Annotated in this window: 20 protein-coding genes and 1 pseudogene; 15 read left to right on the top strand and 6 right to left on the bottom strand. The window is 70.1% G+C overall.

Going from position 1 to position 25646, the window contains the following annotated elements:
- Window positions 1-223: 223 nt before the first annotated feature.
- The 3 genes from mfd (at window position 224) to ACFXMF_RS11320 (ending at window position 5766) form a co-directional block, all read left to right on the top strand.
- A complete protein-coding gene (gene mfd / locus ACFXMF_RS11330) occupies window positions 224-3781 on the top strand; it encodes a transcription-repair coupling factor (protein WP_379992173.1) in 3558 nt (1185 codons plus the stop codon).
- Window positions 3782-4044: 263 nt separating this feature from the next.
- Entirely contained in the window at window positions 4045-4692 is a 648-nt protein-coding gene (locus tag ACFXMF_RS11325; protein WP_360307982.1) for a SurA N-terminal domain-containing protein, read from the top strand.
- Window positions 4693-4713: 21 nt separating this feature from the next.
- The gene (locus tag ACFXMF_RS11320; protein ID WP_360307985.1) at window positions 4714-5766 is read left to right on the top strand and encodes a MazG family protein; all 1053 of its coding nucleotides are present in this window, start codon (window positions 4714-4716) and stop codon (window positions 5764-5766) included.
- A 72-nt stretch (window positions 5767-5838) separates the two neighbouring features.
- Here ACFXMF_RS11320 and ACFXMF_RS11315 read toward each other — a convergent pair whose 3' ends face one another.
- The 4 genes from ACFXMF_RS11315 to sdhC are packed head-to-tail and all read right to left on the bottom strand — an operon-like array spanning window position 5839 to window position 9231.
- Window positions 5839-6621 carry a succinate dehydrogenase iron-sulfur subunit gene (locus ACFXMF_RS11315; RefSeq protein ID WP_026219069.1) on the bottom strand — a complete coding sequence of 261 codons (783 nt, stop codon included), beginning with the start codon at window positions 6619-6621 and terminating at the stop codon, window positions 5839-5841.
- On the bottom strand, window positions 6618-8375 hold the full coding sequence (gene sdhA, locus ACFXMF_RS11310; RefSeq protein WP_360307988.1) for a succinate dehydrogenase flavoprotein subunit: 1758 nt from the start codon (window positions 8373-8375) through the stop codon (window positions 6618-6620). Before sdhA ends, ACFXMF_RS11315 begins: the two co-directional genes overlap by 4 nt.
- A 27-nt stretch (window positions 8376-8402) precedes the next feature.
- Window positions 8403-8849: a succinate dehydrogenase hydrophobic membrane anchor subunit gene (locus ACFXMF_RS11305; RefSeq protein ID WP_379990804.1), complete on the bottom strand. Its 447-nt coding sequence runs from the start codon at window positions 8847-8849 to the stop codon at window positions 8403-8405.
- A gap of 1 nt (window position 8850) precedes the next feature.
- On the bottom strand, window positions 8851-9231 hold the full coding sequence (gene sdhC / locus ACFXMF_RS11300) for a succinate dehydrogenase, cytochrome b556 subunit (protein ID WP_360307991.1): 381 nt from the start codon (window positions 9229-9231) through the stop codon (window positions 8851-8853).
- Window positions 9232-9626: 395 nt separating this feature from the next.
- On the opposite strand from sdhC, the gene ACFXMF_RS11295 reads away from it, so the two are divergent.
- From ACFXMF_RS11295 to ACFXMF_RS11245, 11 genes and pseudogenes are all read left to right on the top strand, one after another.
- Entirely contained in the window at window positions 9627-11534 is a 1908-nt protein-coding gene (locus tag ACFXMF_RS11295) for a methylmalonyl-CoA mutase subunit beta (RefSeq protein ID WP_360307994.1), read from the top strand.
- Window positions 11531-13747: a methylmalonyl-CoA mutase gene (scpA, locus tag ACFXMF_RS11290; protein WP_360307997.1), complete on the top strand. Its 2217-nt coding sequence runs from the start codon at window positions 11531-11533 to the stop codon at window positions 13745-13747. The genes ACFXMF_RS11295 and scpA overlap by 4 nt, the downstream gene beginning before the upstream one ends.
- Window positions 13747-14745, top strand: a complete 999-nt coding sequence (gene meaB, locus ACFXMF_RS11285; RefSeq protein WP_360308000.1) for a methylmalonyl Co-A mutase-associated GTPase MeaB — start codon at window positions 13747-13749, stop codon at window positions 14743-14745. Before scpA ends, meaB begins: the two co-directional genes overlap by 1 nt.
- 163 nt (window positions 14746-14908) lie before the next feature.
- On the top strand, window positions 14909-16138 hold the full coding sequence (locus ACFXMF_RS11280; protein WP_360308003.1) for an amidohydrolase: 1230 nt from the start codon (window positions 14909-14911) through the stop codon (window positions 16136-16138).
- Window positions 16139-16538: 400 nt separating this feature from the next.
- Complete coding sequence (locus tag ACFXMF_RS11275; protein WP_360308006.1) at window positions 16539-17648, top strand: BMP family ABC transporter substrate-binding protein; 1110 nt, start codon at window positions 16539-16541, stop codon at window positions 17646-17648.
- A 128-nt stretch (window positions 17649-17776) separates the two neighbouring features.
- Window positions 17777-19375: an ABC transporter ATP-binding protein gene (locus tag ACFXMF_RS11270; protein WP_360308009.1), complete on the top strand. Its 1599-nt coding sequence runs from the start codon at window positions 17777-17779 to the stop codon at window positions 19373-19375.
- Window positions 19372-20703: an ABC transporter permease gene (locus ACFXMF_RS11265; protein WP_360308012.1), complete on the top strand. Its 1332-nt coding sequence runs from the start codon at window positions 19372-19374 to the stop codon at window positions 20701-20703. The genes ACFXMF_RS11270 and ACFXMF_RS11265 overlap by 4 nt, the downstream gene beginning before the upstream one ends.
- 29 nt (window positions 20704-20732) lie before the next feature.
- Window positions 20733-22049 carry an ABC transporter permease gene (locus ACFXMF_RS11260; protein WP_360308015.1) on the top strand — a complete coding sequence of 439 codons (1317 nt, stop codon included), beginning with the start codon at window positions 20733-20735 and terminating at the stop codon, window positions 22047-22049.
- A gap of 5 nt (window positions 22050-22054) precedes the next feature.
- Window positions 22055-22444 (top strand): cytidine deaminase, encoded by a 390-nt coding sequence (locus tag ACFXMF_RS11255; protein ID WP_360308018.1) that lies wholly within the window; start codon window positions 22055-22057, stop codon window positions 22442-22444.
- Between the two features lie 55 nt (window positions 22445-22499).
- The gene (locus tag ACFXMF_RS11250; RefSeq protein WP_360308021.1) at window positions 22500-23786 is read left to right on the top strand and encodes a thymidine phosphorylase; all 1287 of its coding nucleotides are present in this window, start codon (window positions 22500-22502) and stop codon (window positions 23784-23786) included.
- Window positions 23787-23930: 144 nt separating this feature from the next.
- Window positions 23931-24227 (top strand): annotated as a pseudogene (locus tag ACFXMF_RS11245) (MerR family transcriptional regulator); the annotation flags it as partial.
- Between the two features lie 9 nt (window positions 24228-24236).
- Here the strand turns inward: ACFXMF_RS11245 and ACFXMF_RS11240 are convergent.
- Window positions 24237-24899: a nitroreductase family protein gene (locus ACFXMF_RS11240; protein WP_379991439.1), complete on the bottom strand. Its 663-nt coding sequence runs from the start codon at window positions 24897-24899 to the stop codon at window positions 24237-24239.
- Window positions 24900-24967: 68 nt separating this feature from the next.
- Here ACFXMF_RS11240 and ACFXMF_RS11235 point away from each other — a divergent pair, with 68 nt between their 5' ends.
- Window positions 24968-25366 (top strand): helix-turn-helix domain-containing protein, encoded by a 399-nt coding sequence (locus ACFXMF_RS11235; RefSeq protein WP_360308027.1) that lies wholly within the window; start codon window positions 24968-24970, stop codon window positions 25364-25366.
- Between the two features lie 48 nt (window positions 25367-25414).
- On the opposite strand, the gene ACFXMF_RS11230 is transcribed toward ACFXMF_RS11235, so the two are convergent.
- Entirely contained in the window at window positions 25415-25588 is a 174-nt protein-coding gene (locus tag ACFXMF_RS11230) for a hypothetical protein (RefSeq protein WP_360308030.1), read from the bottom strand.
- Window positions 25589-25646 lie beyond the last annotated feature (58 nt).

Here is a 25646-nt window from a genome sequence, read left to right as displayed (position 1 = left end):
CCCGACGGCCCGTCGAAAATCCGACGACCCGTCAGATTCCTGTTCGCAGGCCATTGGACCCCCTAACAGTCGCATTGCCAAGGGGGAGAGGTAGGCGGTACTGGTCACAGTCACACGTTGTCATCGCGGGCGGCACCGACCCCTTCGGGCGTAGGGTTGACGGGGAACCCCGGTCCTTTTCCAAGGTCGGGGCCGTTCGCGTTGCGGAGGATCCAACCGGCCCATGAGTCTGACCGGTCTGCTAGACATCGTCGTCCAGGACCCCGCCGTCGCCGAGGCGGTGCGGGCCGCGTCCGAGGGCCGCGGTACCGCCCTCGACCTCGTCGGACCACCGGCACTGCGCCCGTTCGTGGTGGCCGCCATCGCGGCCCGCGCGGACCGCCCGGTGCTCGCGGTCACCGCCACCACCCGTGAGTGCGAGGACCTGGTGGCCGCGCTCGGGTCGCTGCTGCCCGAGGACTCCGTCGTGGAATACCCCTCGTGGGAGACGCTGCCGCACGAGCGGCTCTCCCCGCGCTCGGACACCGTCGGGCGCCGACTCGCGGTGCTGCGCAGACTCGCGCACCCGACCTCCGGCGGCCTTGCCGACGCCGGCACCGGCACCCTCAAGGTCGTCGTCGCCCCGATTCGCAGTGTGCTGCAACCCCAGGTCAAGGGGCTCGGCGACCTGGAGCCGGTGGCGCTGACCGCCGGGCAGGACATCGCCCTGGAGACCGTCGTCGAGCAACTCGCGGCCGCCGCCTACTCCCGGGTCGACCTGGTGGAGAAGCGCGGCGAATTCGCGGTGCGGGGCGGCATCCTGGACGTCTTCCCGCCGACCGAGGAGCACCCGCTCCGGGTCGAGTTCTGGGGCGACCAGGTCGAGGAGATCCGCTGGTTCAAGGTCGCCGACCAGCGCTCCCTGGAGACCGCCGAGCACGGCCTGTGGGCACCGCCCTGCCGCGAGCTGCTGCTCACCGACCCGGTCCGCGAACGGGCCCGCGAGCTGCTCGTGGAGCACCCCGGGCTGGTCGAGATGCTCGGCCGGATCGCCGAGGGCATCGCGGTCGAGGGCATGGAGTCGCTCGCGCCCGCCCTGGTGGACGACATGGAGCTGCTCCTGGACGTGCTGCCGGCCGGGAGCCACGTGCTGGTCTGCGACCCGGAACGGGTACGTACCCGCTCGGCGGACCTGGTGGCCACCAGCCGCGAGTTCCTGGACGCCTCCTGGGCCGCGGCGGCGGGCGGCGGGGAGAGCCCGATCGACCTGGGCGCCGCGTCGTTGTGGAGCCTGGCCGACGTGCGCGAGCACGCCGCCGAGATCGGCGTGCCCTGGTGGTCGCTCAGCCCGTTCAGCGCGGACGCCGACGACACCGGCACCGCGATCGGCGCGGTCGAGGTCGAGGCGTACCGCGGCGACGCCCAGCGGGTGCTGGCCGAGATCAAGGGCCGGCTCGCCGAGGACTGGCGCGTGGTGCTGGTCACCGAGGGCCACGGCCCGGCCGCCCGATTCGTCGAGACGTTGTCCGGCGAGGGCGTGGCCGCCCGCCTGGACGCCGACCTGGACCGGGTGCCGGACACCGGCGTCGTACACGTGACCACCGGCTGTATCGGCCACGGCTTCGGCTCCGAATCGCTGCGCACCCTCGTGCTCACCGAGGAGGACGTCTCCGGCCAGCGCACCTCCACCAAGGACATGCGCCGGCTGCCGAGTCGACGGCGCAACATGGTCGACCCGCTCCAGCTCAAGCCCGGCGACTTCGTCGTGCACGAGTCGCACGGCGTCGGCCGCTACGTCGAGATGCTCCAGCGCACCGTGCAGGGCGCGCAGCGCGAGTACCTGGTCCTGGAGTACGCGCCCGCCAAGCGCGGCCAACCGGGCGACCGCCTGTTCGTACCCACCGACCAACTCGAACAGGTGACCAAGTACGTCGGTGGCGAGAGCCCGTCGCTGCACCGGCTCGGCGGCGCCGACTGGGCCAAGACCAAGGCCAAGGCGAAGAAGGCGATCAAGGAGATCGCCGGCGACCTGATCAAGCTCTACTCCGCCCGGATGGCCGCGCCCGGACACGCGTTCGGCCCGGACACCCCGTGGCAGCGCGAGCTGGAGGACGCCTTCCCCTACATCGAGACGCCCGACCAGCTCTCCTCGATCGAGGAGGTCAAGGGCGACATGGAGAAGGCGATCCCGATGGATCGGCTGATCTGTGGCGACGTGGGCTACGGCAAGACCGAGATCGCCGTGCGCGCGGCGTTCAAGGCGGTCCAGGACGGCAAGCAGGTGGCCGTCCTGGTGCCCACCACGCTGCTGGTCCAGCAACACTTCTCCACCTTCTCCGAGCGCTACGCGCAGTTCCCGGTCGTGGTGAAGTCGTTGTCCCGGTTCCAGACCGAGACCGAGGCCAAGGCGGTCCTGGAGGGCCTGCGCGAGGGCTCGATCGACATCGTGATCGGCACCCACCGACTGTTCTCGGCCGAGACGAAGTTCAAGGACCTGGGCCTGGTCATCGTCGACGAGGAACAGCGCTTCGGCGTCGAGCACAAGGAGCAGCTCAAGAAGCTGCGCGCGAACGTGGACGTGCTGACCATGTCCGCGACCCCGATCCCGCGCACCCTGGAGATGGCGGTCACCGGCATCCGCGAGATGTCCACGATCACCACCCCGCCGGAAGAGCGGCACCCGGTGCTGACCTTCGTCGGCCCGTACGAGGAGAAGCAGATCGGCGCCGCGATCCGGCGCGAACTGCTGCGCGAGGGCCAGGTCTTCTACATCCACAACCGGGTCGAGTCGATCGATCGCACGGCCGCCAAGATCCGCGAACTGGTGCCCGAGGCCCGGGTGGCGATCGCCCACGGCCAGATGCACGAGAACGCGCTCGAACAGGTGGTCGTGGACTTCTGGGAGAAGGAGTTCGACGTCCTGGTCTGCACCACGATCGTCGAATCCGGCATCGACATCTCCAACGCGAACACGCTGATCGTCGAGCGGGCCGACAACTTCGGCCTGTCCCAGCTCCACCAGCTCCGCGGTCGGGTCGGCCGCGGCCGCGAACGCGCGTACGCGTACTTCCTGTACCCGCCGGAGAAGCCGCTGACCGAGACCGCGCACGAGCGGCTCGCCACCATCGCCCAGCACACCGAGATGGGCGCGGGCATGTTCGTGGCGATGAAGGACCTGGAGATCCGCGGCGCGGGCAACCTGCTCGGCGGCGAGCAGTCCGGGCACATCGCGGGCGTCGGGTTCGACCTCTACGTGCGCATGGTGGGCGAGGCGGTCAACCAGTACAAGGAACTCGCGGCGGGCGGCGAGGCCGGTGAGGAGATCTCGGAGATCCGGGTCGAACTGCCCATCGACGCGCACGTCCCGCACGACTACGTGCCCGGCGAACGGCTGCGCCTGGAGGCGTATCGGCGGATCGCGGCGATCACCTGCGAGTCGGACATCGACGCGGTGCGGGCCGAACTGGTGGACCGCTACGGACCCTTGCCGCAGCCGGTGGAGAACCTGCTGGAGGTGGCCCGGTTCCGGGCGCACGTGCGCGGGGCTGGCCTGGCCGACGTCACCCTCCAGGGCAACTTCGTCCGGTTCGGACCGGTCGACCTGCGCGAGTCGCAACAACTGCGGCTCCAGCGGCTCTACCCGAAGACCCTGGTCAAGGCGCCCACTCGGCAGATCCTGGTGCCCAAGCCGATGACCGCCCGGATCGGCGGCCGGCCGCTGCGCGACGTCGCGTTGTTGGCCTGGGCGCGCGACCTGGTGGACGCGATCCTGCTGGAGCCGATCGCCGCGGCGACGAAGTAGCGGCAGCTCCCGGGCGGTGCGGTCGGCCGCCCGGGACCTGCCGCGAGTCGCCGGCCGGCCCGGATGATCTTGGCGAATGTGCGGACTTCGGGCGTGCCCACCCGTATCTTTGATCGTTGGTCATGGGTCGCACGCCTGCCGTGGCCGACAGTCGTACCGCCGTACAGCGCCATCGAGCCCCGGGAGTTCGTGTGAGTCGCACGTCGCGTTCAGTCCCTGTCGATTCCGCGCGCCGCCGGCGGCGATCCGCGTCCCGGGCCCGGGTGGCCGCGGTGGGCCTGGTGCTGGTCACCGGATTCGCGCTCGCCGGCTGCTCGGAGTCCAAGGCCGGTGCCGCCGCCGTGGTCGGCAAGGACCGGATCGAGATCTCCACCCTGAACGCCAAGGTCGACAAGCTGGAGCAGGCGTTCTCCCGGCAGAACCTGCCGCTGGCCGGTGCGAACGCCCAACTGGAGGCCAACCAGGCCGAGTTGGTGCAGCTCATCCAGCGCCGCGTGGTCGACGAGGCGGCCCGGCGCAACCACAGCACGGTGAACGCGACCCAGGTGCTCCAGGCCCGTCGCAGCCTGGAGAAGCGGCTCGGCAGCCCGGAGGCACTCCAGGTCCGGCTGCTCCAGACCGGCGTGCTGCCCGGCGAGGTCGACGACTTCATCCGGACCGAGGCGCTCAAGTCCGAGATCGCCAAGGCCCGCGGCATCACCCTCGGCACGGCAGAGGGCCAGGAGCAACTGAACGCCTACCTGAGCGACGTCGCGAGCTCGATGAAGATCACCGTGAACCCCAGGTACGGCTCCTGGAACTCGGCGAAGCTGACCACCACGCCCGCCGCCTACTCGTGGCTCGCCCCGGGCACCCAGCCCGCGGGCGCGGGCCTGGTGGAGGTCCCGCCCGGCGCGGAGAGCGGCACCTGAGTCAAACCGTAGGCTGGCCGGGTGAGTGACTCGTCTGCTTCCGCGCCGCCCGCCCGTCTCGTCCTGCTCGCCGGGACCCATCGGGTCGCCCCCGGTCTGCTGAGCTGGCCCGCGTGGCACACGCTGCGCGAGGCGGCCGGCACCCCGACCGGGTGTGTGCTGACCGCGGACGCCGACCACCCGCAACTGCCGTATCTGCGCGAGGCCGGTGTCGAGGTCGAGATCGTCGACCTCGACACCGGCCCGGGCGCGCTCGCCCGCCGGTTGCTGGAGCGGGCCCGGACCGGCTTGGTGGTGTGGCTCGCGGCCACCGACGACGACCCGGGCCTGGGCCCGGCACTGGCCCGGGTCGCGGCGGGCGATCAGGACACCGAGCCGATCCCGGAGATCGAACTGCTGCCCGGCGCGTGGGACCTGCCGGGCGCGCGGCTGCTCGACCTGGTCGCGGTGATGGACCGGCTGCGCTCGCCCGGCGGTTGCCCGTGGGACGCCGAGCAGACCCACGAGTCGCTCGCCCGGTACCTGGTCGAGGAGACCTACGAACTGGTCGACGCGATCGACTCGGGGGATCGCGAGCACCTGCGCGAGGAACTCGGCGACGTGCTGATGCAGGTGTTCTTCCACGCCCGGGTGGCCGAGGAGGACGAGGCCGACCCGTTCTCGATCGACGACGTGGCCGGCGGCATCGTGGACAAGCTGATCAGCCGCCACCCGCACGTGTTCGCCGATGTCGAGGCGGATACGCCGGAGGCGGTCGAGGCCAACTGGGACGCGCTCAAGGCGGCGGAGAAGAGCGACCGGGACTCGGCGCTGGACGGCGTGGCGGCGAGCCAACCCGCGCTCGCGCTCGCGGCGAAGTACCTGTCCCGGACCCGCAAAGCGGGCCTGACCGTGCCCACGCCCGAACTGCCGACGGCCTTCGCGGACGACGCCTACACCGGCCCCGAGGCGATCGGCGACCTGCTGCTCGCCGTCACCGAACTGGCCGCCCGCCGGGGCGTCGACGCCGAGATCGCGCTGCGTGCCGCGACCCTGCGCCACGGCGACCGGGTACGCGCGGCCGAAGCGCGCTAGCCGAAACGCGCCGGCCGGAAACGCAGGAGGGCCCGGGACCACACGGTCCCGGGCCCTCCTCGCGTCAATCGATCACACGCGGCGGAAGATCAGCGCGCGCTTGACCTCCTGGATCGCCTTGGTGACCTCGATGCCACGCGGGCACGCCTCGGTGCAGTTGAAGGTCGTCCGGCAACGCCACACGCCCTCCTTCTCGTTCAGGATCTCCAGGCGCTCCTCGGCGCCCTCGTCCCGCGAGTCGAAGATGAACCGGTGCGCGTTGACGATCGCGGCCGGGCCGAAGTACTGCCCGTCGCTCCAGAACACCGGGCACGACGTGGTGCACGCCGCGCACAGGATGCACTTGGTGGTGTCGTCGAACCTCTCCCGGTCCTCGGGCGACTGCAGACGCTCGCGCGTCGGCTCGTTGCCCGACGTGATCAGGAACGGCATCACGTCCTTGTACGCCTGCATGAACGGATCCATGTCGACGACGAGGTCCTTCTCCAGCTTCAGACCCTTGATCGCCTCGACCGTGATCGGCTTGGCCATGTCCAGGTCCTTGACCAGGGTCTTGCAGGCCAGCCGGTTGCGGCCGTTGATCCGCATCGCGTCCGAGCCGCAGATCCCGTGCGCGCAGGAGCGCCGGAAGGTCAGCGAGCCGTCCTGCTCCGCCTTGATCTTCATCATCGCGGTCAGGATGCGCTCGGTCGGGTCCGCCTCGACCTTGAAGTCCTGCCAGTACGGCTCCGCGTCGGTCTCCGGGTTGAACCGGCGAATCCGCAGCGTGATCGTGATCAGGGTGTGGTCACGCTCGGCGGCCGTGGCTCCGTGCCCCTTGCCGGGCGCGGTCTCTTCCACTACGGCAGTCATCAGTACTTACGCTCCATCGGCTGGTAGCGGGTGACCACGACCGGCTTGTAGCCCAGGCGGATCGAGTGCTCGCCCTTCGCGTCGACCTCGCGGTACGCCATCGTGTGCTTCATGTAGTTCTCGTCGTCGCGCGCCTGGTAGTCCTCGCGGGCGTGCCCGCCGCGGGACTCCTTGCGGTTCTGCGCGCCCACGACCAGGACCTCGGCGAGGTCGAGCAGGAAGCCCAGCTCGATCGCCTCGAGCAGGTCGGTGTTGTACCGCTTGCCCTTGTCCTGGATGGAGACGTCCAGGTAGCGCTTCTGCAGGCCCTTGATGTCGGAGAGCGCCTGCTTGAGCGTCTCCTCGGTGCGGTAGACGCCGGCGTTGGCGTCCATCGTCTCCTGCATCTCGGCACGGATCGCGCCGACCCGCTCGGTGCCCGCGCTGTCGCGCAGCCGCTCGATCAGCTCGACCACCGTGGCCTCGGGGGCCTCGGGCAGCTCGACGAAGTCGTGCGACGTGGCGTACTCGGCGGCGGCGATACCGGCCCGCCGGCCGAACACGTTGATGTCGAGCAGCGAGTTGGTGCCCAGCCGGTTGGAGCCGTGCACGGACACGCAGGCGACCTCGCCGGCCGCGTACAGGCCGGGCACCACCGTGGTGTTGTCGGAGAGCACCTCGGCCTCGACGTTGGTCGGGATGCCGCCCATCGCGTAGTGCGCGGTGGGGTACACCGGGACCAGCTCGGTGGTCGGCTCGACGCCCAGGTAGGTGCGCGCGAACTCGGTGATGTCGGGCAGCTTCTCCTCGATCTGCTCCGCCGGCAGGTGCGTCAGGTCGAGGTAGACGTAGTCCTTGTTGGGACCCGCGCCGCGGCCTTCGAGCACCTCCAGGACCATCGAACGCGCGACGATGTCACGCGGCGCGAGGTCCTTGATGGTCGGCGCGTAGCGCTCCATGAAGCGCTCGCCGTCCGCGTTGCGCAGGATGCCACCCTCGCCGCGGGCACCCTCGGTGAGCAGGATGCCCAGGCCCGCGAGACCGGTCGGGTGGAACTGATAGAACTCCATGTCCTCCAGCGGCAGTCCCCGGCGCCACGCGATGCCCATGCCGTCGCCGGTGAGGGTGTGCGCGTTGGAGGTGGTCTTGAAGACCTTGCCGAAGCCACCGGTCGCGAAGATCACCGACTTGGCCTGGAAGACGTGGATCTCGCCGGTGGCCAGCTCGTAGGCGACGACGCCCGAGGTGGTCTTGTTGCCCGCCTCGTCCTCGGCCAGGAGCAGGTCGAGCACGTAGAACTCGTTGTAGAACTCGACGTTCTGCTTGACGCAGTTCTGGAACAGCGTCTGCAGGATCATGTGGCCGGTGCGGTCCGCCGCGTAGCAGGAGCGGCGCACCGCCGCCTTGCCGTGGTCGCGGGTGTGTCCACCGAAGCGGCGCTGGTCGATCCGGCCCTCGGGGGTCCGGGAGAAGGGGAGGCCCATCTTCTCCAGGTCCAGGACGGCGTCGATCGCCTCCTTGCACATGATCTCCGCGGCGTCCTGGTCGGTGAGGTAGTCACCACCCTTGACCGTGTCGAACGTGTGCCACTCCCAGTTGTCCTCCTCGACGTTCGCCAGGGCGGCACACATGCCGCCCTGGGCGGCACCGGTGTGCGAACGCGTGGGATACAGCTTGGTCAGTACGGCGGTACGGCTGCGCTTGCTCGACTCCAGGGCCGCGCGCATGCCGGCGCCGCCCGCGCCGACGATGACGGTGTCGTACTTGTGGGTCTGCATGATGCTCGTTCAGTCCTCGGGTACTGGTCAGCTACCGATGTTCGGGTCGAAGGTGAAGATCACCAAGGTCCCCAGGAAAAGCACGATCAGCGCGGACGTGTAGAGCAGCGCCTTGAGCCAGAACCGGGTCTGGTCCCGCTCCGCGTAGTCGTTGATGATCGTGCGCAGACCGTTGACACCGTGCAGCTCGGCGAGCCACAGCATGATGAGGTCCCACGACTGCCAGAACGGCGACGCCCAGCGGCCCGCGACGAACGCGAATCCGATCTTGGTCACACCGCCGTCCAGGACGAGCTGAATGATCAGGTGGCCGATCACCAGGACGACCAGGAGCACACCGGACAGCCGCATGAACAGCCAGCCGTAGAGCTCGAAGTTGGTCTTGGTCGAACGCGGTGAACGCTTGCTGCGCGGAGACTCGATCGCCGGGCCGCCGCCGTGGATCTTGGGCGCGTTTTCGATGGTGGCGGACACTTCAGCTCCCGAAGATGGTCTTGATCGAGTGCTGCAGGATCGGGTAGGCACTCCCGGCCATCAGCACGACCCAGACGCCGACGACAGTCCAGAGCATCTGCTTCTGGTAGCGCGGGCCCTTCTCCCAGAAGTCCACCGCGATGATCCGCAGACCATTGAGCGCGTGGAACAGGATGGCCGCGACGAGCCCGTACTCGAGCAGGTTGACGAACGGGTTCTTATAGATCTCGATCGTCTCGTCGTACGCCTCGGGCGATACACGAACGAGTGCGGTGTCGAGGACGTGCGCGAACAGGAAGAAGAAGATGAGGACGCCGGTGACTCGATGAGCCACCCAGGACCACATGCCTTCCCGGCCGCGGTAGAGCGTTCCAGCCGGCACGGAAACTACCCTCCGGGTGCGGTACATGGGGGGACGCGGCCGGCTGGGAGGGTGTCCGCAATCCGTGTCGGACCCTCTGGTTGTCGGTCGGCCCGGCCGGGTATCGGTCGCCCGGCCCCGGCCATGGTAGCCACCGATCAGGGGCCCCCTTGTGGCAGGGCGCGCGATGTGATCCATTCCGCATCGTGGAGTGGAACCATCCGGGTGACCCGGACGTCACGGGTCACGAAATGCTGACGCCCCGTCAGCGCCCGTACGGGTGAAAGCGCCACGCTTGCGGACGAAAGATCAGGGCAAGCGTGAAGGCCCAGGTCACAGAGGTGACCGGCGGGTAGGGCCGGCATCACATCGGCAGTGCGTATTCAACGGCCCCGTCGGTCCCTACGATGCGACCCATGACGGAGGCTACTGTCGATGGCGGCACGTCTACCGGGTCCACCTTCGCGAGCCAGTTCCCGCAGCCCACGCGGGACCAATGGCAGCGCCTCGTGGCCGGCGTGCTCCGCAAATCGAAGGTGCTGGGCGAGAGTGACGCGCCCGAGCGCCCCGAAGACCTGCTCGCGACCACTACCTATGACGGCATCACGCTGTCCCCGCTGTACACGGAGGCCGCCGCCCGGCCGGGCCTGCCCGGGCTGAGCCCGTTCGTCCGGGGCGCGCGCGCCGCCGGACACGCCGCGGAGGGTTGGGACGTGCGCCAGTTGCACGCCGACACCGACCCGGCCCGGGCCAACGAGAGCGTGCTGGCCGATTTGGAGAACGGGGTCACCTCCGTCTTCCTTCAGGTGGGCGAGGGCGCACTGGCGCCCGCCGACCTGGCCCGCGCGCTCGACGGCGTGCTGCTCGACTTGGCGCCGGTGGCCCTGACCACCGGCGCCGATTTCGTTGCGGCCGCCGACGCGCTGCTCGCGGTGTTCCGCGCGAGCGGCGTCGCCCCCGGGGAGGTACGCGGCAACCTGGGCGCCGACCCGATCTCGCAGCACGCGCGCACCGGGGCGGGCGCCGACCCGGCCGCCGCCGCCGCGCTCGCGGCCCGGGCGCACGCGGAGTTCCCGGGCCTGCAGGCCATCGTCGTGGACGGGCAGCCCTACCACGAGGCGGGTGGCTCGGAGGGCCAGGAACTGGGCGCGGCCACCGCCGCCGGCGTCGCCTACCTGCGCGCGCTGACCGAGGCCGGACTCGACGTGGACACCGCGCTGAGCCTGGTCGAGTTCCGTTTCGCGGCCACCGCGGAGCAGTTCCCGACCATCGCCAAGCTGCGTGCCGCCCGCCGGTTGTGGGCCCGCGTCGCCCAGGCGTCCGGTGCCGCCCCGACGGCCGGCGCCCAGCGCCAACACGCGCTCACCTCGTGGGCGATGACCACCCGGCGTGATCCGTGGGTCAACATGCTGCGCACCACGGTCGCCTCCTTCGCGGCCGGCGTCGGCGGCGCCGACGCGGTCACCGTGCGCGCCTTCGACGCCGCGATCGGCCGGTCCGACCCGTTCTCCCGGCGGATAGCCCGCAACACGCAGGCGCTGCTCCTGGAGGAGTCGCACCTCGCGCAGGTGATCGACCCGGCCGGCGGCTCGTGGTTCGTCGAACAGCTCACCGACGACCTCGCGCGCACCGGTTGGGCGTTCTTCCAGGAGATCGAGCGTCGCGGCGGGATCGTCGCGGTACTGGACTCGGGCTGGCTCGCCGAGCAACTGGCCGAGGTCCGCGCCAAGCGGGACAGGGACATCGCCGATCGCACCGACCCGATCACCGGCGTCAGCGAGTTCCCCAACCTGACCGAGGCGCCGGTCGTCCGCGAACCGGCGCCCGAGGTGCCGGTCTCCGCCGCCGGTCTGCCCCGGGTGCGCTACGCCCAGGCGTACGAGTCGTTGCGCGATCGTTCGGACGCGCTGCTCGCCGCGACCGGTGCCCGCCCGAGCGTGTTCCTGGCCACCCTGGGCCCGCTCGCGCAGTACACCGCACGGGCCGGCTTCACCGCCAACCTGTTCGCCGCCGGCGGCATCGCCGCCGTCGAAGCGGGCGGTACCGAGGTGGACGAGGGCGCGATCGAGCAGATCCTGGAGCGCTGGACGGCGGCCGGCCGGCCGGCGACCGTGGTGCTCACCTCCTCGGAGAAGATCTACGCCGCCCTGGCGGCACCGACCGCCGCGGCGCTGCGTGCGGCCGGCGCCCGCCGGATCCTGCTCGCGGGCCAAAAGGCGCACGGAGCGGACCTGGACGGGTACGTGTACACCGGGTGCGACGCGCTCGCCGTCCTGCACGCCACCTACGAGACCGCGGCGGAATCCCCGGAGGGGGCGAAATGAGCATTCCCGACTTCACCCAGGTCGAGCTCGACGCGCCCGCGTCCGGCGACCTCGACGCGTGGCGGGACGCCGTGCGCGAGGAGACCGGCAAGGACGCGGACGCGCTGACGCACGACACCCCCGAGGGCATCCCGCTCAAGGCGCTGTACACCGAGGAGGACCTGGAAGGGCTCGACTTCCTGGGCACCTACCCGGGCATCACGCCGTTCCTGCGCGGTCCGTACCCGACGATGTACGTCAACCAGCCGTGGACGATCCGCCAGTACGCGGGCTTCTCCACCGCCGAGGAGTCGAACGCCTTCTACCGGCGCAACCTGGCGGCCGGTCAGAAGGGCCTGTCGATCGCGTTCGACCTGGCCACCCACCGCGGCTACGACTCGGACCACCCGCGGGTGACCGGCGACGTGGGCATGGCGGGCGTCGCGATCGACTCGATCTACGACATGCGCCAGCTCTTCGACGGCATCCCGCTGGACCGGATGTCGGTCTCGATGACGATGAACGGCGCGGTACTGCCGGTGCTCGCGCTCTACATCGTCGCGGCGGAGGAGCAGGGGGTGGCACCGGAACACCTGACGGGGACGATCCAAAACGACGTCCTCAAGGAGTTCATGGTCCGCAACACCTACATCTATCCGCCCAAGCCCTCGATGTCGATCATCTCCGACATCTTCGCGTACACCTCGCAGAAGATGCCGAAGTTCAACTCGATCTCGATCTCCGGCTACCACATCCAGGAGGCCGGGGCCACGGCCGACCTGGAGTTGGCGTACACGCTCGCGGACGGCATCGAGTACCTGCGCGCCGGGGTCGAGGCGGGCCTGGACATCGACGCGTTCGCGCCGCGCCTGTCGTTCTTCTGGGCGATCGGGATGAACTTCTTCATGGAGGTCGCCAAGCTGCGCGCCGCGCGCCTGCTGTGGGCCGACATCGTCAAGTCGTTCGGCGCGAAGAACCCCAAGTCCTTCTCGCTGCGCACGCACTCGCAGACCTCGGGCTGGTCGTTGACCGCGCAGGACGTGTTCAACAACGTGGTGCGTACCTGCCTGGAGGCGATGGCCTCGACCCAGGGGCACACCCAGTCGCTGCACACCAACGCGCTGGACGAGGCGCTCGCGCTGCCGACCGACTTCTCCGCCCGGATCGCGCGCAACACCCAGTTGTTGCTCCAGCAGGAGTCGGGCACGTGCGACGTGATCGACCCGTGGGGTGGTTCGGCCTACATAGAGCGGCTCACCCACGACCTCGCGGTGCGGGCCCGGGAGCACATCGCCGAGGCCGAGCGGGCCGGCGGCATGGCGTCGGCGATCGCCGAGGGTCTGCCCAAGCTGCGGATCGAGGAGGCGGCGGCGCGTACCCAGGCCCGGATCGACTCGGGCCGGCAGTCGGTGATCGGCGTGAACAAGTACCTGGTCGCCAGCGACGAGGCGATCGACGTGCTCAAGATCGACAACAAGGCGGTCCGCGAGGGGCAGTTGGACAAGCTGCGCCGGTTGCGCGAGGAGCGCGACGACGACGCGGTGCGTCGTGCGCTGGCCGCGCTGTCCGGCGCGGCGCAGGCCGACGTCGAGGGCACCCGGCCGCGCGACCTGGAGCACAACCTGCTCGCGCTCGCGGTGGACGCCGCCCGGGCCAAGGCCACGGTCGGCGAGATCTCCGACGCGCTGGAGTCGGCGTACGGCCGCCACCAGGCGCAGATCCGTACGCTGACCGGGGTCTACCGGGAAGAGGTGGGCATGTCGCCGAACGTGGAGACGGCCCGCTCGCTGGTCGCCCGGTTCGAGGAACTGGAGGGCCGCCGGCCGCGCGTCCTGGTGGCCAAGATGGGCCAGGACGGGCACGACCGGGGGCAGAAGGTGATCGCCACCGCGTTCGCCGACCTCGGCTTCGACGTGGACGTGGGCGCGCTGTTCCAGACGCCGGGCGAGGTGGCCCGGCAGGCGGTCGAGGCGGACGTGCACGTGGTCGGGGTGTCCTCGCTCGCGGCCGGCCACCTCACCCTGGTGCCCGCGTTGCGGCAGGAACTGGCCGCGCTGGACGCCGAGGAGATCATGGTCGTGGTCGGCGGGGTGATTCCGCCCGCCGACGTGCAGCCACTGCTGGAGATGGGCGCCGCGGCGGTCTTCCCGCCCGGCACGGTGATCGCCGATGCCGCGGTGGACCTGCTCAGGGGCCTGTACAGGCAGTTGGACCACGAGCTGCCGGTCGACTGATGGCACGGGTGATCGACGTCGGCGCGTACGCCGAAGGCGTGCTCGCGGGCAACCGGACGATCCTGGCCCGGGCGGTCACGCTGGTCGAGTCCACTCGGGCCGACCACCGCGACCTCGCGCAGGAGTTGCTGGTCAAGCTGTTGCCGCACGCCGGCGGTGCCCACCGGGTGGGCATCACCGGCGTGCCCGGTGTGGGCAAGTCCACGTTCATCGAGACGCTGGGCACCCGGCTGACCGGCGCGGGACACCGGGTGGCGGTGCTCGCGGTGGACCCGTCCTCGTCCCGGCACGGCGGCAGCATCCTGGGCGACAAGACCCGGATGGGCCGGCTCGCCGTGGACGACAACGCCTTCGTGCGCCCCTCGCCGACCGCCGGCACGCTGGGCGGCGTCGCGCGCGCCACCCGCGAGTCGATCGTGTTGATGGAGGCGGCCGGCTACGACGTGGTGCTGGTGGAGACGGTCGGCGTGGGCCAGTCCGAGACCACGGTGGCGAACATGGTCGACTGCTTCCTGTTTCTGACCCTCGCGCGCACCGGCGACCAGCTCCAGGGCATCAAGAAGGGCGTCCTGGAGCTGGCCGACGTGGTCGCGGTGAACAAGGCGGACGGCGATTTCGCCCTCGCGGCCCGCCGGGCGGCCCGCGAACTGGCGGGCGCGCTGCGGCTGATGCGCCGGGCGGGGGAGTCGTGGACGACACCCGTGCTGACCTGTTCCGGGCTGTCCGGCGAGGGCCTGGACGAGGTCTGGGAGACCATCCTCAAACACCGGCAGACCCTGGAGGCGACCGGCGAGTCGGCCGAACTTCGACGCCGACAGCAGGTCGACTGGACGTGGGCGACGGTCTACGACTCGCTGTTGGCGGAGTTGCGTGGACACCCTGCGGTACGGGCTATCGTGCCCGACCTCGAACGCGACGTCCGGGACGGCAATCTCACCGCGACGCTTGCCGCGTCTCGCATCCTGGACGCGTTCCATGGGCGGCAAGGGCAGTCCTGATCAATGGGGCGCTTGGTTGATACGTGGTCGAGCGCCCGAAAGTCGGCCATTGCGGGAACGAGCACACAGTCATACCCCTACCGGCCGTAGCGCATGCGCCGGGGGGAGGCTTTTTTCTCACCCGAACGGGGGTAATTCGCTCCCTACCACGTCGCGAAGACCGATGCAACGTAGTCTTTCGTGGGTGAGCGAATCCCTCCCCGCCCAGGCCGCCGCCAAAGCCGCTGCTTTCGCCGACGAGCTGGTCGCCTTTCGACGCGACCTGCACATGCACCCAGAGCTGGGTCGGGAGGAGTTCCGTACCACCGGACTCATCCGGGAACGGCTGGTCCGCGCGGGCCTGCACCCGCGACTACTGCCCGGGACGGGCCTGGTCTGCGACATCAGACCCGAGCGGGCGTCGCCCGCCGGCCGAGGCGCCGGGGACGACCTGATCGCCTTCCGCGGCGACATCGACGCGCTGCCGGTGGACGACGTCAAAGACGTGCCCTATCGCTCGACCGTGCCCGGTCGCGCGCACGCGTGCGGGCACGACGTGCACACCTCGATCGTGCTGGGCACGGCCCTGGTATTGGCCGAATTCGCTCGCGAGGGCCTGCTGACCCGGCCGGTCCGGCTGATCTTCCAGCCCGCCGAGGAGAAGTTGCCCGGCGGCGCGCTGGACGTGATCAAGGCGGGCGGCCTGGCGGGCGTCGGGGAGATCCACGCGATCCACTGCGACCCCAAGGTCGAGGTCGGCCGGGTCGGGCTGCGCTCCGGCGCGATCACCTCGGCCTGCGACCGCGTGGTGATCATGCTCACCGGCGCGGGCGGCCACACCGCCCGCCCGCATCGCACCACCGACCTGGTCACCGCGTTGGCCAAGGTCGCCGCCGAGCTGCCCTCGGCGTTCTCCCGCCGGATCGACCCGCGCTCGGGCGCCAGCCTGGTGTGGGGGCGGATCCAGTCCGGCTCCGCGCCGAACGTGATCCCGCAGTACGGCGAGCTGGAGGGCACGCTGCGCTGCCTGGATCTGGAGGCGTGGCGGCAGGCCCCGGACCTGATGCACGAGCTGGTGGACTCGATCGCCTCGACCTACGGCGCCAAGTGGGAGCTCGAACACCACCGGGGCGTGCCGCCGGTGGTCAACGACCCGGATGCGGTCGACGCGATGCGCACGGTCGCCACCGGCGTGCTGGGCGCGAGTGCGGTCGAGGGCACCGAGCAGAGCCTGGGCGGCGAGGACTTCTCGTGGTTCCTGGACCAGGTCCCCGGCGAGCTCACCCGGCTCGGTGTGCGACCCGTCGGACACCCCGTATACGACTTGCACCAGGGGCAGTTCGACGTCGACGAGCGGGCGATCGGGATCGGCGTCGAACTGTTCGCCGGGCTGGCGCTGCGGCCCGTTCGCTGACCCCGGTCGGGCTCGGTGCGCGCGGTGCGGGCGGGAGTGCCGAGATGGGACGTATGCGGAACTGTTAACCACCGCGACCCCGGTCCCCGTTCCTCCCACGTTCGTAAGTCTGTAATGTTCCGACCCGGTGCCGTTCGATCTCGTGCGGCACCGGGTCTTTTCCGTCTTGTCATGTCGCGGACTGCCCGGTTCCGCGCCGACCCGTCTCGGCTCCGGCTACTCGGCCGGGCTAACGGGGCGTGTTGCGGTGGCGATTCACGGTTTTTGTCGCTCATATTCTTTTACTAGGTATGCTCTCCGACGGCTAGCAGGTCTACGCGCGTTTACCAGGGAACCAAGCGCGTCAGAGTCTGCATCTGGGAGCAGCGCCCGAAGGGGCGCTCATCGGAAGGAGACACCCGTGCGCCGGGTATCCAAGGTGACCGCGGCTGCGGTCGGCGTCACTCTCGCCCTTACTGCCACCGCCGCGTGCGGTAGCAAGCCCAAGGACGACAAGAAGTCCGATTCGGGCACCAGTGCGACCCCCGGCGGTTCGCAGGCCGCCAAGGTGGACTTCAAGGCCTGCATGGTGACGGACACCGGCGGCATCGACGACCGTTCCTTCAACGCCTCCTCGTGGGCGGGCCTGCAGCAGGCCAAGTCGGAGCTGGGTGTCGATGTGAAGTACATCACCTCGAAGACCGAGAACGACTACGTTCCGAACCTCAACAGCCTCGTGAACGACAAGTGCGGTCTGATCATCGCGGTCGGCGGCCTGATGGCCGACGCGACCAAGGCCGCCGCGTCGACGCACAAGGACCAGAAGTTCGCGATCGTCGACTCCGCCAGCATCGAGCCGAACGTGCAGGGGCTGCAGTTCAACACGGCCGAAGCGGGCTTCCTCGGCGGCTACCTCGCCGCGGGCTTCTCCAAGACCGGCAAGGTCGCCACGTTCGGCGCGCTGCCGATCCCGCCGGTCACCGTGTTCATGGACGGCTACGTCCAGGGCGTCAAGTACTTCAACCAGGCCAAGGGCAAGAACGTCCAGGTCATCGGTTGGGACGACGTCAAGGGCGACGGCTCGCTCGCGGGCAAGTTCGACTCGCCGGCCGACGGTGAGCGGATCGCCAACGACTTCATCGCCCAGGGCGCCGACGTGATCATGCCGGTCGCCGGTCAGACCGGTCTCGGCGCGGCCTCGGCCGTGCAGAAGAGCGGCGGCAAGGCCAGCGTCATCTGGGTCGACCAGGACGGCTACGAGAGCGCCTCGCAGTACAAGTCGGTGTTCCTGTCCACGGTGACCAAGGACATCAAGGGCCAGGTGTTCAACGCGGTCAAGGCCGCGGCGAACAACCAGTTCACCACCAAGTCCACCATCGGCACCCTCGCCAACAACGGCGTCGGCCTGGCGCCGTTCCACGACTTCGACTCGAAGGTCTCCCCCGAGCTGAAGTCCGAGCTGACCGCGGTCAAGGCCGACATCGTCAGCGGCAAGATCAAGATCACCTCGAAGAACCAGCCGAAGAGCTGACCCAGACGATCGGGCGCCGTGGAAGCAGCTTCCGCGGCGCCCGTGTCCGTACCGCCCGGGCCCCGAGGGGACCCGGGTCGAACCCGTAGCGGCCCCTCGCGGGGGGCGTAGCCGAGGAGGTCTCCGCGTTGAAGCTCGAACTGCGCGGAATCACGAAACGGTTCGGGTCGCTGGTCGCCAACGACCACATCGACCTGACCGTCGAGCCGGGGGAGATCCACTGCCTTCTCGGTGAGAACGGTGCCGGCAAGTCGACGCTGATGAACGTGCTCTACGGGCTCTACGAGCCCACCGAGGGCGAGATCGTCGTCGACGGCACCCCCCGCAAGTTCCGGACCGCCGGTGACGCGATCGACGCGGGCATCGGCATGGTCCACCAACACTTCATGCTGGTCCCGGTCTTCACCGTCGCCGAGAACGTCATGCTCGGCCACGAGGAGACCAGGCCGCTGGGCTGGCTGGACCGCCGTCGGGCCCGCAAGAAGGTGCTCGACCTCGTCGACGAGTACGGCCTCAAGGTCGACCCGGACATGTTGGTCGAGGACCTCCCCGTCGGTCTGCAACAGCGGGTGGAGATCCTCAAGGCCCTGGTGCGCAACGCCAAGGTGCTGATCCTGGACGAGCCCACCGCGGTGCTCACGCCGCAGGAGACCGAGGAACTGTTCCGGGTGATGCGCGCGCTGCGCGCCTCCGGCCACTCCATCGTGTTCATCACGCACAAGCTCAAAGAGGTCAAGGCCGTCGCCGACCGGATCACCGTGATCCGGCGCGGCAAGGTGGTCGGCACCGCCGATCCGGCCTCCTCGGAGAAGGAACTCGCTTCGCTGATGGTCGGCCGGCCGGTCAAGCTGGTGGTCGACAAGAACGAGGCGCAGCCGGGCGAGGTCCGGTTGGCGATCGAGGACCTGACCGTGCTCGACGGCAACGGCCAGGCCGTGGTGGACCGGGTCGACCTGCGCCTGCGCGAGGGCGAGATCCTGGGCATCGCGGGCGTGGACGGCAACGGCCAGAGCGAGCTGACCCAGGCCATCCTGGGCCTGCGCGCGCCCGCGGCCGGGCGGATCAGCCTGGACGGGCAGGACCTCGCGGGTCGGACGCCGCGGCAGATCCTCAACTCCGGCGTCGGCTTCGTGCCCGAGGACCGTCAGCACGACGGCATCGTGGGCGATTTCACGGTGGCCGAGAACCTGGTCCTGGACCTGGTCACCCAGGCGCCGTTCGGTCGGCGCGGATCGATCGATCCCGGCGCGGTGCGCGACAACGCGCGGCAGCGGGTCGAGGAATTCGACATCCGCACGCAGACCATCGAGTCGCCGGCCGGCACGCTGTCCGGCGGCAATCAGCAAAAGGTCGTCGTGGCGCGCGAACTCTCGCGCCCGCTGCGGCTGTTCATCGCCTCGCAGCCCACCCGAGGGGTGGACGTGGGCGCGATGGAGTTCATCCACAAGCGGATCGTGGCCGAGCGCGACGTCGGCACCCCGGTGATCATCGTCTCCACCGAGTTGGACGAGGTGGTGGCGCTGGCCGACCGGATCGCGGTGATGTACCGGGGTCGGATCGTGGACATCGTGCCGCCCACCACGTCCCGAGGCGACCTGGGTCTGCTGATGGCCGGTGTGATCCCGAGCAAGGACCCGACCGAGGCGGCACCGGCCGCCGAAGCGGACGCGGCCGAGACCGCGACCATCGAGAGCGACGAAACCCCGGGGGAGGAGGACCCAGCGTGACCGAGGACGACAAGAGCACGCCCGGTGAGCCGAGCGAGGCGAAGCCGGCCCTGACCAAGGCGGCCGAACCGGCCGGGGCGAGCGCCTCGGCGCCGGCCAAGCCCTCGCTCGGTCGAGCCATGCTCGACGCGATCATCACCGGCAACTCGGCCGTGGTGACCTTCCTGGCGATCGTGCTCGCGCTGGTGGTCGGCGGCATCCTGATGATCCTCGCGGACCAGGACGTGCTCGACGAGTACAAGTACTTCTTCGCCGCTCCGGGCGAGGCGCTCTCCAGCTCGTGGACGCTGGTCTCGGACGCCTACACGGCGATGTTCAAGGGTTCGATCGTGAACCCGGACACCTTCTCCGAGGGTTCGATCGAGGACATCTTCCGACCGATCTCGGAGACCATCACGCAGGCCACGCCGCTGATCTTCGGCGGTCTCGCGGTCTCGATCGCGTTCCGCACCGGGCTGTTCAACATCGGTGCGCAGGGCCAGATCATCGCCGGCGCGGTCTTCGCGTCGTGGATAGGGTTCGTCGTCGATCTGCCGCCGGTGATCCACCTGGTGTTCGTGATCCTGGCCGGCCTGATCGGCGGCGGTCTCTACGCGGGCATCGCCGGTTTCCTCAAGGCTCGCTACGGCGCGCACGAGGTGATCGTGACGATCATGCTCAACCACATCGCGGTGCTGATGCTCGGCTGGCTGTTGACCACCGACACCTTCCGTCGCGGCGGCCAGGCGCAGCCGATCGGCAAGGACGCGCACGAGAACGCGGTGTTGCCCAACCTGTTCGGCGACGACCTGCGGATCCACTTCGGCATCATCCTGGCGCTGGTCGCGGCCGGGATCTACTGGTGGCTGCTCAACCGCTCCACGCTCGGCTTCGAACTGCGCGCGGTGGGTTCCAACCCGGCCGCGGCCCGCACCGCGGGCATGAGCGTGGCCCGGGCGCAGATCCTGGCCATGGTGATCGCCGGTGCGATGGCCGGTCTGGCCGGTGTCTCGCAGGTGATGAGCTCGACCAACCCGGCGCACACGCTGACCCCCAGCATCGACGCCGGCATCGGCTTCGACGCGATCACCGTGGCACTGCTCGGCCGGACCAAGCCGCTGGGCACCGTGCTGGCCGCACTGCTGTTCGGCGCGCTGCGCGCGGGCGGTTCGGTGATGCAGGCGTCCGCGAACGTGTCCGTCGACATCGTCATCGTCATCCAGGCCGTGATCGTGCTGTTCGTCGCGGCGCCGCCGCTGGTGCGCTCGATCTTCCGGCTGCGCGGCGCCCGCAAGGGTGCCGAGGGCGGGCCGTTGGCCGCCAAGGAGACCGTGGGGGTCCAGGCATGAGCGAGCGGAACCCTGAAGGAGGCACGCAGGTGGCGGACACCGTGATCGCCCCCGATGTGGAGGCTCCGGTGGACCCCACCGGCAAGGCCGCCGACGTGGTGCGGGCCGCGGCCCGCAAGAAGGCCCTGATCACGGGCATCGGCTTCGTCCTGGTCGGGCTGTACGCGCTGTGGGCGTTCGGGTTCGGTACCGACAGCGGCGTCGACGCGGTCTTCGGGATGAACGTGCCCAACCGGGACACCACCGAGGTCGGCGACCTGTCGCTGCCCGCGCGGGCCGTCGCGATCGCGATGTCCGTGGTGTGCATGCTCGCGGGTGGGCTGCGGATCGCGCTGGACCGGTCGCGCCTGGCGATCCGGCTGAGCATCGCGCTGTTCCTGATCGCGTTCGTGATCGCGTTCCTGGTGTGGGCGGTCGCGGGCAAGCAGATGTCCTTCGCGGGCGCGTTGCAGAACACCGTGCTGGCCGCCGTGCCGCTCGTGCTCGGTGCGCTCGCGGGCGTGATCGGCGAGCGCTCGGGCGTGGTCAACATCGCCATCGACGGTCAGTTCCTGTTCGGCGCGTTCGCCGCCGCGCTCACCGGCTCGATCACCGGGTCGTTGTGGGCCGGGCTGGCCGCGGGTGCGGTCGCGGGTGCGCTGATCGGTGCGCTGCTCGCCGTGTTCGCGGTGCGCTACCTGGTCGAACAGGTCGTCCTGGGTGTGGTGATCAACCTGCTGGTCACCGGCATCACCGGCTTCCTGTACACACAGCTCCTGCAGAAGGACCCCGAGGGCTACAACAACCCGGGCGTGTTCGAGAACATCCGGATCCCCGGCTTCGCGGACATCCCGGTGATCGGCCCGGTGTTGTTCGACGTGAACATCATCGTCTACCTGATGTACGCGCTGATCGTGATCGTGCACCTGGGCCTGTTCCACACCCGCTGGGGCCTGCGGGCCCGTGCCGTGGGCGAGCACCCGACGGCGGCGGACACGGTCGGCATCAAGGTCAACGCGACCCGGTACCGCAACGTGGTGATGGCGGGCGCGATCGCGGGCATCGGCGGCGCGTTCCTGACCATCGGCACAGTGGGCACCTTCTCCAAGGACATGACCTCGGGCGCGGGCTACATCGCGCTCGCGGCGGTCATCTTCGGCCGCTGGCGTCCGCTGGGCGCGGTGGCCGCGGCGCTGCTGTTCGGCTTCACCAGTGCGCTGGCCACGTCGCTGCAGCCGCTGAACACCTCGATCCCGAGCCAGTTCCTGCAGATGATGCCGTACGTCGTGACGATCTTCGCGGTGGCCGGTCTGGTCGGCAAGGTGCGCGCCCCGGCCGCGGCCAACAAGCCCTATACGAAGGGCTGACGGGCGTGCCGGAAATCGATTGGCTCGCGCTGCGGGACGCGGCGACCACGGCGATGCGCGGTGCGTACGCGCCCTACTCGAAGTATCCGGTCGGCGCCTCGGCGCTGGTGGACGACGGCCGGATCGTGTCCGGGTGCAATGTGGAGAACGCGTCGTACGGGCTCACGTTGTGCGCGGAGTGCGGTCTGGTGTCCGCGCTGCACGCGAGCGGAGGCGGCCGGCTCGTGGCGTTTTGCTGCGTGAACGGCGAGGGCGCGGTCCTGATGCCGTGTGGGCGCTGCCGGCAACTCCTGTGGGAGCACGGCGGCGCCGAGATGTTGCTGGAAACCAAGCACGGGGTACGGCCGTTGCGGGAGATCCTGCCGGATGCCTTCGGGCCCGACGACCTTCGCTGAGCAATTGCTCGTGACCTGAACGGGTCGCTTCGGCGGCCGAGAGAGAACGGACAGCATGGACGCGATTTCGGTCATCCGTACGAAGCGGGACCGCGGTGAACTGACGGCGGCTCAGATCGATTGGGTGGTCGACGCGTACACGCGCGGCGATGTCGCGGACGAGCAGATGTCCGCGCTCGCGATGGCCATCCTGCTCAACGGGATGAACGCGACCGAGATCAACCGTTGGACCGACGCGATGATCGCGTCGGGCGAGCGGATGGACTTCTCGGCGCTGTCCCGGCCGACCGCGGACAAGCACTCCACCGGTGGCGTCGGCGACAAGATCACCCTGCCGCTCGCGCCGCTGGTCGCCGCGTGCGGCGTGGCCGTCCCGCAGTTGTCCGGCCGCGGCCTGGGGCACACCGGCGGCACGCTGGACAAGCTGGAGGCCATACCCGGGTGGCGGGCGGCGTTGTCCAACGACGCGATGATGCGCGTGCTGGAGGACGTCGGCGCGGTGATCTGCGCGGCCGGCGACGGCCTCGCGCCGGCGGACAAGAAGTTGTACGCGTTGCGCGATGTGACCGGCACGGTCGAGGCGATCCCGTTGATCGCCAGCTCGATCATGAGCAAGAAGATCGCCGAGGGCACCGGCGCCCTGGTGCTCGACGTCAAGGTCGGCTCCGGCGCCTTCATGAAGGACCTGGCCGACGCGCGCGAACTGGCCCGCACCATGGTCCGGTTGGGCGTGGACCACGGGGTCGGGACGGTCGCGCTGCTGACCGACATGTCCACGCCGCTGGGGCTGACCGCGGGCAACGCGCTGGAGGTCCGCGAGTCGGTCGAGGTGCTCGCGGGCGGCGGCCCGGCGGACGTGATCGAGCTGACCGTCGCCCTCGCGCGCGAGATGCTCGCGGCGGCCGGCCGGACCCGGATCGACCCGGCGGACGCGCTGCGCGACGGCTCCGCGATGGACGTGTGGCGTCGGATGATCCGGGCCCAGGGCGGCGACCCGGACGCCAAGTTGCCGGTGGCGCGCGAGACCGAGGTGGTCACCGCGACCTCCACCGGCGTGCTGACCCGGTTGGACGCGTACGAGGTCGGCGTCTCGGCCTGGCGCCTGGGCGCGGGCCGGGCCCGCAAGGAGGAGCAGGTCCAGGCCGGCGCGGGCGTCGAACTACACGCCAAGCCGGGCGACACGGTCGTCGCCGGTCAGCCGCTGATGACCCTGCACACCGACACCCCGGAGCGGTTCGACTACGCGCGCGAGATCCTGGCCGACTCGGTCACCATCGCCCCGGCCGGCACCCTCTTCGAGCCCACCCCGATCCTGATCGACCGCATCGGCCCGACCGCCTGACGACCCGAACCACCCGGCCGGGCCCTCGACTCCCACCGGAGCCGAGGGCCCGGCCGCGTGATCGGGCCGCTCGACGCAGGGCCTATGCCGCGGGGTACGGGCTGAACATGGTGCCGGTGTGGGCGTCCAGGCTACGAGGAACAGGGCCTGCTCGCCTCCGAGCGCACGCCCGGCGGCCATCGTGTCCACGCGGCCGACGCGTCCGCGATGGTCGAGCGGATCCGGGTGCTGCTCGCGGCCGGCCTCACCAGCCGGGTGATCCGCGAGCTGCTGCCCTGCATCGAGGGCCCCGGAGTGGACTTCGACCCCTGCGTGCTCGGCTACCTGCGCGACGAACCGGACGGAATCGACGCCCGGATCACCGGACTCCAGGACGCCCGCTCGGCGCCGGCCGGCATCCTCGCGGCAACCGAGCGAAGCAGCCCGATCGCCGCGGCGTAGCCGCCCGGATCACGGCCGGCCGTAGCGGCCGCGGAAGACGTTGCGATCGAGCGGCCGGCGGCCCGGGTGCCGGCGCTCCTCGGCGCCGTAGCCGACCGAGACGATCAGCGCGATCGCCAGGTCGTCCCGGTCGCCGATCCCGATCGTGTCCTTGACCGACTGCTCGTGCCAGCCGTTCATCGGCGATGTGGCCAGGCCCAGTTCGGTCGCGGCGAGCAGGACGTGGCCGGCCGCGATCATCGCGTCCTTGACCGCGTACTCGCGCAACATCCCGCGCTCGGCCAGGTCCTGCTGGAACTGCGCGGAGGCGGCCGAGAACATCCGGATGAACGCCTCGTTCCACGCGCCGTTGTGCCGAGCCTGTTCGTGGACGTCGGCGTGCTCCTCGCGCCACGCCTGCGGCTCGGCGACGAACACGAGCAGGACCGGGGCCTGCACGGCCTGCGGCTGGCCGCCGGTGGCCGCGATCAGTCCCGCCTTGCCGACCTCGTCGGTGACCACCACGATCGAGCGGTCCTGGAGGTTCCAACTCGTGGGTGCCTCCATGGCCAGTTCGAGCAGCGCGCGCAGCAGGTGGTCCGGGACCGGGTCGGGGCGGTAGTGCCGGACGGTGCGTCGGGTGCGGATGGCCTCGGCGACCGAGAGGGTGCGGTGCGGGGTGTGGTTGCTCATGACCGCAATTCTCGGAGAGTCGCTCTCCATCGGGAAGTAGGCACCATTTGGTGCGCTACTCTCCTGACATGGTGACCATCGTCGAATCGGTCGGCCTTCCCGCCGACGTCTACAGCGCCAAGTGCGCGACGCGTCAGGTCCTGGACCACATCGCCGGCAAGTGGACGGTGCTGATCGTGGACGCGCTGCGGGACGGCGCGATGCGGTACACCGATCTGAGCCGTCGGATCGAGGGGGTGTCGCAGAAGATGCTCACCCAGACCCTGCGCAGTCTGGAGACCGACGGCTTCGTGTCGCGCACGGTGACCCCGACCATCCCGCCTCGGGTGGACTACGAACTCACCGGACTCGGGCGCAGTCTGGGCGAGCCGATCCGTGCGCTGCGCGAGTGGACCGAGACGCACATCAACGAGATCGAACGGGCCAGGGTCGCGGACGCCGAGCGCAAGGCGGCCCGAGGCTACTGAGGTGCCCGGTCCGGCGGCGGCGATCCGCGCGGCAGGTGGCCCGTCGGATCAGTACAGCGCCCGCCAGATCAGCGCACTGATCAGCACGGCCGTGGCGAAGACCACGAACAGGCACCCGAGCGTCGCGCAACCCGCGCGCACGGTGTGCGGGCGGAACACCCGGCCGAAGTCGTCGCGGTCGCCCGGGTGTGGGCCGGGAGCCGGATCGTGGTGTTCGTCCATGGGCTCAGCATGCCAAGGGCCGGGCCCGGAGCCCGCCCGGGACCCGGGCCCGGCCGGA

The sequence above is a fragment of the Embleya sp. NPDC059213 genome, assembly GCF_042754445.1.
In the GTDB taxonomy this organism is placed as follows: domain Bacteria; phylum Actinomycetota; class Actinomycetes; order Streptomycetales; family Streptomycetaceae; genus Embleya.
Note: the sequence above shows the minus strand (reverse complement) of the source record. Positions and strands in the feature narration are given on the sequence as shown.